The 8,227-nt window shown below is 69.9% G+C and carries 4 protein-coding genes; 1 reads left to right on the top strand and 3 read right to left on the bottom strand.

Translation table 11 applies throughout. The features are described 5' to 3' along the window. A partial coding sequence (locus E1218_RS11945; protein ID WP_132319305.1) for a pectinesterase family protein occupies window positions 1-2,399 on the bottom strand: 2,399 nt, incomplete at its 3' end. 189 nt (window positions 2,400-2,588) lie between these two features. Between E1218_RS11945 and E1218_RS11950 the strand changes: the two genes are divergently transcribed. Next, the gene (locus E1218_RS11950) at window positions 2,589-3,608 is read left to right on the top strand and encodes a LacI family DNA-binding transcriptional regulator (RefSeq protein WP_165949236.1); all 1,020 of its coding nucleotides are present in this window, start codon (window positions 2,589-2,591) and stop codon (window positions 3,606-3,608) included. Here the strand turns inward: E1218_RS11950 and E1218_RS11955 are convergent. Next, complete coding sequence (locus tag E1218_RS11955; RefSeq protein ID WP_233712180.1) at window positions 3,599-6,313, bottom strand: alpha-L-rhamnosidase; 2,715 nt, start codon at window positions 6,311-6,313, stop codon at window positions 3,599-3,601. The genes E1218_RS11950 and E1218_RS11955 overlap by 10 nt on opposite strands. Beyond that, complete coding sequence (locus E1218_RS11960) at window positions 6,310-8,022, bottom strand: glycoside hydrolase family protein (protein WP_132319311.1); 1,713 nt, start codon at window positions 8,020-8,022, stop codon at window positions 6,310-6,312. Before E1218_RS11960 ends, E1218_RS11955 begins: the two co-directional genes overlap by 4 nt. Window positions 8,023-8,227 lie beyond the last annotated feature (205 nt).

Here is an 8,227-nt window from a genome sequence, read left to right on the forward strand (position 1 = left end):
TCACTGAGTTGCCGGGAGCACGCCAGTCGCGCGCTGGTGTCGAGCGGCCGGCCGGACAGGTCGGTACTGCGGTACTCCCAGAACCGGACCCGGCCGGCGGCCGCGCAGTCGTTCGGGTTGGTGATCTGGAAGCCCTGCTTCTTCACGTGGGCGTCCATCGCGGAGTCGATGAACACGACCTGGCTGGTCGGAAACCGGTTCAGCTCGACCCGGCCGAGGAACACGCTGTCGTCGGGCACGTCCGGCCCGCGGGTCAGCCGCACGTTCACGAAGATGTTGCCCGACCCGTCGTCGCTGTTGCGGACCTGGTTGTAGTAGCCCTCGTGCAGCGCCTTCAGCTCCGAGTCCTGGACGAAGACCCCGCCGGTACCCCAGACGAAGTCGACGTCACCCTCGACGTAGCTGTCGGTCACGAAGCCCTTGCCCTGCAACCGCAGGCTGTCCTGGTAGCCGAGGATCCGGACCCGGGCGAGCACGATCCGCTCGCCGTTTCCGCGGAACGCCTCGGCCTGTGAGCCGCGGTACGGCGTCAGGTTCTGCACGGTCGCGTCGGTCAGGGTGAAGTCGTCGGCGTCGACACCGAACGCGGCCCGCCAGCAGTTGAAGCGGTCGGGGTGGGCGAGCACGCGCCGCGGGCAGTACGCCTGCTCGATCGGGACGTTCGCCATCGCGTAGTCGCCGTTCAGCAGGTTGTTGTTCGGGTAGCCGATGACCGTCCGGCCCGCGCCGGCACCGATGATCGTGATCCCGGGTTTGGTCTGCGGCACGTAGATCAGCTCACGATAGAAGCCGGGCGCCACGGCGATTCGCGAGGTGTGGCCCTCGGTCACGAAGTCGATCGCGCCCTGGACCGAGCAGAAGTCGCCCTTCGGCCCTACGTGCAGCCGACCGTCGGTCGCCGGGTCGTGCCGGGTACGGAACCTCCACAGGCTCGGAACCGTGATCCCAGGATGGCCGACGACGAATCCGTGGTCGACGGTGACGTAGTACACCTGGCCGGGCGCCAGCCGCTGGTGCGGATGGATCGAGACCGTCCGGCCGTCGACGGTCACCGCCTCGTACGTCCAGGTGTGCGGCTGCCCGTAGTCGGACCGGGCGCCTCCGATCAGGCGCTGGTACGACGTCCGGTCGGCGAGGTCGATCGTGTCGACGACCTCTCCGCCCGCCCGGTGGATCCGGAGCTTGCCCTGGACACCGAGCTGCACAGGTCCGTCGAAGGTCAGCCTGAGTGTCGTGTCTGAGCAGGTGGCATCCGCCGTACCCCGCGGAGACAGCTCGGGGACGGTCGGACGCGTGGTCTTCCAGCCGGTCAGTTGCTGGAGCACCTTGGTCAGCTCGACGGCCGCGACCTGATGACCCTTGACGTTCGGATGGGTGCTGCCGTTGAAGTCGTCCGCGCCGAGCCACCCGGTCGTGTCGACGTACACGATCCTGCTGTCCTGTGTCGCCGCGACCGCGGCCTTGATGTCCGCGCTGTGCGTCCCGTTGAAGGGGCGGATGGCGAGGATCAGGGTACGCGGGTTCGCGGCGCGGATCTGGCGGAGGTAGGCCAGGTAGCCGCGGGTGAACCGGCTGCTCGGGTACGGCGCGTCGTTCGTGCCGAAGTTGACCACGACCGCGTCCGGGTCGAACGGCGCGGCCGGGAAGCCGGCCAGGTTCCAGCCGAACGACTCGGCCGCCGTACCGACGTTGCCGTGTCCCGGCTGGATGATGCCTTGTTTGCCGAAGCCGACCTGGTTGAGGTCGGCGCCGAACACCTTGCCGACCAGGTGGGGGTACGCCTTCGTGCCGTCGGCGCAGTCGCTGCCGAGCTCCGGGCAGAGCGCCATCACGCCTTGGGTGATCGAGTCGCCGTAGAACTCGATCCGGTGCTCGGCGGCCGTCGGCAACGGGATCAGGGTGGCCAGCGGCGCGAGCTCGATCTTCTCGAGGACGACACCGGACTGCAGCGGCACCGTCCAGCGGTTGACGTACTCGTCGACGTCCTTGACCAGGATCTCGGCGGTGTGCGCGACGTCCGGGTCGAGCCCCTCGACGAACACCTTGTGGTCCTCGTCGACCTTCACCAGCACGGGCTCCGCGCGGTCGACGGACACGTAGAGCTGGGCCGGCGACGTGATCGACGCGGTGTCGAACCAGGCGCCGAGCCGGTCGCCGGTGAAGCGGAAGCGCAGTGACGAGCCGGAGTTCACCGTGATCGCCACGTCGTCGTCGCGTCCCCAGTGGCCGTCCAGCTCGATCCGCGGGTCGAACGGTCCGAACGTGGCCGGGTTCGCGGCCGCGACGGCGCGCGCCGGCGCACCGGCCGGGGTGACGAGGACGCCGAGAACCAGGGCCAGACAGAGGCCGGCGGCGGACCAGCGGACGGAACGGAGGCGGGCGATGGGGCGGTGTGTCACGGGAGTCTCCTCGCGCGGACCGCCGTCCGGAAGGCCCGGGGCGGTGGGCGGGTAATCCTTTTCCTCGGCTACCGTCGCAGCGCGCCGGAGCTTCGTCAAGAGCTCGCCGAGAGAAGTTCGGCGCAACGGGAAAAGGTTTACATGTTTGCGGTAGCAGCGAATCGCGCCGCGGCATGGTCCAATGTGCGCGTGAGAAAGTCGACCAGGGATCGCGCCGGCCGGGCCACGATCCACGACGTGGCGCGACTCGCCGAGGTCTCGACCGCGACCGTGTCCCGGGTGCTCAGCGGCGGCAAGCCGGTCTCGGACCAGGTCGCCGAACGCGTCCGCGCGGCCGCCCAGGAGGTCGGCTACCGGCCGAACCCCGCGGCCCAGACCCTGCTGCGCGGCAGCAGCCGGACGATCGGGGTGGTCGCGCCGGACCTGGGCAACCCGTACTTCGCCGAGATCCTCAAGGGCATCTCCGCCGAGGCCGCCACCGACGGCAACCACACGCTGGTCGCGGGAACGGACGAGGACCCGGAGCGAGAGTACCGCGCGGCGATCGAGCTGGCCCGGTGGGTCGACGGCCTGCTGCTGTGTGCGCCCCGGATGAGCACGCCGCGGCTGAAGGAGGTCGCCGCCGCCAGCCGGAAGCTCGTCCTGATCAACCGGGTGCTGCGCCATCCGTCGGTGGGAGCCGTGGTCGTCGACTACCACCACGGTGTCCGGTTGCTGTGTGAGCATCTCGGGTCCCTCGGGCACAAGCGGATCGTCTACCTCGAAGGTCCGCCGCAGGCCTGGTCCGACCAGCAACGCCAGCGCGGGTTCCGGACCGCGGAGGCCGCCGGCCGGACGATCATCCGCGTGCCCTGCGGCTCGGCGCTCCGTGACGGCTTCAACGCGGTCGACGAGGCCCTCGGCCACCGCCCGACCGCACTGATCGCCTTCAACGACCACGTGGCCGTCGGGGTCCTCAGTCGCCTACGCGAGCTGGGCGTGTCCGTCCCCGACGACCTCTCGGTGGCCGGCGTCGACGACGCACCCATGAGTGCACACACCGACCCCGGTCTGACGACGTACGCCGTCTCCACGGTCGAGCTGGGCCGTCAGGCTTGGCAGCACTTCAACCCGACGGCCCCGGCCAACACCACACATCTCACCGGCGAACTGGTGATCCGGGGGTCCACGGCCCGTCCTCCGCGTCGCCGGCGTACCGCTCAGGCCTGAGCGGTGAAGCTGTAGCGGCCCGACTGCACCCGGCACACCAGCGCCCGATCGGCCGATCCCAGCACCTCGACACCGTCCTGCGCCGAGATCGGCTTCTCGGACTCGCGCACCGAGTCCGCGTCCGTCGTCGGCACGTGGACCGTCGCGGTCGCGCCCGGAGGGACCGTCACGTCCAGGGTGACCGTGCCGTCGGCCAGTTCCCAGCGCGTCGCGACCCGGCCGGTGGGAGCGTCGTACGCACCCTCCGCCCAGGTCAGCCGTCCGCCCGGCCGTGGCTTGATCACCAGGTCCCGGAACGCCACCGAGTCGGCTGCCTGGTCGATGCCGGCGACCCCGCCGTACAGCCACTCCCCGACCGAGCCCAGCGAGTAGTGGTTGAACGAGTTCATCGCCACCGGGCCGAAGCCGCCCTCCTCCGTCCAGCCGTCCCAGCGCTCCCAGATCGTGGTCGCGCCGTGGCGGATCGAGTAGCCCCAGGAGGGATACCGGTCGTCGTGCAGCAGGTCGTACGCCAGCTCGAGATGCCCGTACTTCGCCAGCATCGGGCACAGCAGCGCGACACCGGCGAACCCGGTCGTCAGTGATCGGCCGCGTCGCTCGAGATCGGCGACCAGGTGCTTGACGGCCGCCTGCTCGGACTCCTCCGGCAGCAGTCCGAAGGCCAACGGCAGCAGGTAGCCGGTCTGGGTGTCACCGCGAACCCTGCCCCCGGCATCCACGAACTCCCGGACGAACGCGTCCCCGATCCGTGCCCGCAGCTCGCCGTACGCGGCGGCCTCGCCGTCCAGTCCGAGCACGCGCGCCGCGGCGGCGGTGAGCTCGGCGCTGCGGGCGAAGTACGCCGTCGCCAGCACGTCGCGGTCCGTGCGGACGCCGACCTGCAGCCAGTCGCCGTAGTGACCACTGGTCCGCTTGCGCCAGATGAGGTCCGGGTTGGCCCGGTGGACGTAGTCGACCCAGTGCTTCATCGTCGGCCAGGCCTGCCGCAGGACACGTTCGTCGCCGTACGTCCGGTACAGCGTCCAGGGGACGATCGTCGCGGCGTCCGCCCAGGCGGGGGTGCCGTGCCGGCCGGTGATCACGTGCGGGATGACGTCCGGGATCGCGCCCTCGCCGGTCTGGGCGACCGCGAGGTCGCCGAGCCAGTTGCCGAAGAACGTCAGCACGTCGGCCTGGTACGCCGCGGTCGGCAGGAAGATCTGCGCGTCCGCCGTCCAGCCGAGGCGTTCGTCGCGCTGCGGGCAGTCGGTCGGCACGCTGACGAAGTTGCCGCGCTGACCCCAGCGGATGTTGCTGAGCAACCGGTTGACGCCCTCGTCGGAGCATGTGAACCGGCCGGCGACCGGGGTGTCCGAGTGCAGCGCGCGGCCGGTCACGTCGGCCGTGGTCAGCTCACCCGGGTAGCCGTCGATCTCGACGTACCGGAAGCCGTGGACGGTGAAGACCGGCTCGAAGAACTCTTCGTCGCCGCCTGCGCTGACGTAGTAGTCGGTCGCGTCGGCGGTCCGGAGGTTGGCGGTGTAGAGCTCGCCGTCGGGCTCGAGCATCTCGCCGTGCCGCAGCCGGATCCGGTCACCGGACGCGGCACCCCGGACCCGCAACCGGACGCGGCCGGCGATGTTCTGCCCGAGGTCGACGACGTAGCGACCCGGCCCGCGGGCGTCGACCGTCAGTGCCGGGAGGGCCTCCGTCATCCGGACGGGTTCGGTGCTGGCAGCAACCAATGTCGACTTGTCCGCACCGGCGTCACCGGCCGGCGCCCAGCCGGTGGCGTCGTACCCGGGACTCGACCAGTCGCCGAGCTCGAGGCGGGCGTCGTACGACTCCCCCATCAGCAGGTCAGCGAACCGCAGCGGGCCGGTGCGCTCGATCCACTCGCTGTCGGTCGCCACGATCGTCTGCGAGCCGTCGGCGTGGTCGACGACGAGCTGCGCGAAGAGTTGTGGCTTCTTGCCGTAGTGGTGCGCGTGACTGCGGGTGTCCCAGCCGACGTACCCGGACCACCAGCCCTCGCCGAGCACGGCGCCCAGGACGTTCTCACCTTCGCGCAACAGGTCAGTGACGTCGTACGTCTGGTACGCGAGGCGGTAGCGGTAGTCGGTCCAGCCGGGTGTCAGCTCGTCGTTGCCTACGCGCCGGCCGTTCGCACTGAGCTGGTAGAGGCCGTGGGCGGTCGCGTAGACGCGTGCTCTGGTGATCGGCTTGGTGAGGTCGAACGAGCGGCGGTAGTAGCGCGGTGCGGCCAGTGTGGCCTGGCGCACCGAGCGGGGCTCCTGGCGGTCGACCGGTGGTTCGAAGTACCCGTCGGTCTCGCAGTCGTGCTCGATCCAGCGTGCATGCCACTCTTCCGGGTGGAAGATTCCGGTGGCGAACGTCGCCGACGCCTCACACACCTTCCCCGCGGCGTCCCGGACCTCCAGCCGCCACACGTAGTCGGTCGACGACGTGAGCGGTGCGCCGCCGTGGTCGACATACGTCTGTTCGTCGGTGCGCCAGCTGCTGTCCCACACCCGGACGCCGTCGCGCTGGAGGACGACCCGGAAAGCGGATTGCCGGTCTCCGCGCACCGGCGACGCCAGGCGCCAGCTCAGCCGTGGCCGGTCGGTCCCGACGCCGAGTGGCTCGACCCTGTGCTCACAGCGCAGGTCGTACGGCGTCAGCGCCGGAACGCTCGGCGGATCGGTCAGCAGCCAGCCAGATGTCACCAGGACCACTCCGTTTCGGGTCGGTGAAGCTCGTAGTCGCGCAGACCGCCGGCGTGCTCCGTGCGGTCGCCGTACATGGGCCGGGACCGGCCCGGCGGGTCGATCGCGATCACGTCGTCACCACGCCAGGTCGTCCGGAACTCGTTGCCGGCCGCCGACTCGGTCGTGGTCTGCTCGACCATCGGGAAGGTCACCACGATTCGCTCGCCCTTGTGCGGCCGTGGAATGGAGAGGTAGCCGTCCGGCGCCCAGATGCGCTCGGCGCCAGTGCGCACCTCGTCGTTGCGGTGCAGTTCGAGGCGTGCGTAGCCGGCCCACTCCGGCGCCCGGACGCGCAGCTCGTCCACCGGCTCGTTGACCGTCAGCTCCATCTTGCCTTCGACCGGCAGATGGCTGATCACGTCGACAGTGCGGTGTGCGCGGGTGAGCAGGAGATTGACCCGGGTCACCGCGTCGTCTCCGGTGACGATGCTGTTCCATGCCCAGAACAGCCCGCGGACACCGGAACCGACACAGCAGGCTTGGACGTCGTTGGTATGACCGCGCCCGAGCGGTACGTCGGAGACGTAGTCGTTCGGAGCGCCGTACCCACAGAACGCGCCCAGGACGCGCTCGCCGACGTCGACGTACGTCCGCCAGCCCGGCTCGTCCCCGGACCGGTCGGGTGCGGACTTCACCCAGCTGACGTCCTGCAACTGCGACGCGGCCAGGTGGTTGCGCACGAACCGCTCCACCACCGGCCAGTACGACGTGAGCCCGCTGCCGGCGAGCGTCGTCCCCAGACCGATCAGGTCGACGAGTGAACAGGTCTCGTGCTCGTAGCGTTGGTCGGCGAGGTCACCAGGCGTCCAGCCGAACCGGGTCGCCTGCGTGAGCACCCAGTCGTAGCTGCGCCGCGTGAACTCGGTCAGGCCGTGGTCACCGGTATGCCTGGCCAGTCGGGCCAGCCCTTCGAGCGTGCCTACCCGGGTGTGGAAGTGACCGCTGCGGTAGACGCGGGCCGGGTTGAAGCTGCCGTCGTCCAGGTAGACGCCGCTCTTCTCGACGATCAGGCGGGCGAACCACTCGCACAGCTCCAGCGCGTCCTGGTTGCCCGTGGCCTGGTGATAGCGCAGGAGCGGCATGATCAGCCGGCCGGAGAACGACGCCGGATCCGGCGCGAGGTGGAGATCGATCGCGTTCGAGGACGGCCAGCCGTCCGGCGTGTACTCCGACGCGGGGTAGAACCAGACGTCGCGTTCCTTGATCGCGATTCGCTTCAAGGCCGCGACCTGCCGCTCCGCGGCCTGCTTGGCGCTCTTGTCACCGGTGGCGATCACCGTGGTGGTGAGGGCCAGCAGGGTCGCACGCTGGTCGATCAGGTTGGCATTCGCCCGCCAGTGACCGCGGGGGTGCTCTCGGCGATAGGTGAGCCCGTCCTGGTGCAGCAGGCCGAACAGGGTCTGCCGGTAGCGGTCGGCGACCTTCTCCCAGTGAGGCTCCCAGTTCTTCCCGCCGGTCATCTGCTGCGCGAGCAGGTACGCGTCGGTCAGCCGGCCGTGGCTGGAGCCGTAGTCCCAGTCACCGTGGTCCAGCCGGGCAGGGCGGGCGAGCAGGTTCGCGCTGAAGAACGGAATGCCGTCCAGGTCGTCGTCGGCCAGACCGGTCACCGCGTTCATCGCCAGCGCGGCCCGTTCCTCGAGCAGCAGGGTCGCCGGGATCGTCACCATGAGGAAAACCTTTGCCCCTGGAGTCGGCGATGTCAACGCTCCATCCACAGGCTGGCCGATCGGCCTTGTTTTCTTGACGTCTGCAGGCGGAGACTTGCGGGACTCGATGGTGGGAGGACTCGTGAGAGCAGCACTGCTTCAGGCACCGCGGCAGGTGTCGGTGGTCGACGTACCGGATGCCGCGATCGATCCCGGACTCCATTCC

Origin of the sequence: Kribbella turkmenica, assembly GCF_004348725.1 — a bacterium.
Taxonomy (GTDB): domain Bacteria; phylum Actinomycetota; class Actinomycetes; order Propionibacteriales; family Kribbellaceae; genus Kribbella; species Kribbella turkmenica.

What these genes read in the sequence shown, in the direction of transcription:
- E1218_RS11960 (WP_132319311.1), bottom strand. Translation starts at nt 8,022, where the DNA reads ATGGTGACGATCCCGGCGACCCTGCTGCTCGAGGAACGGGCCGCGCTG.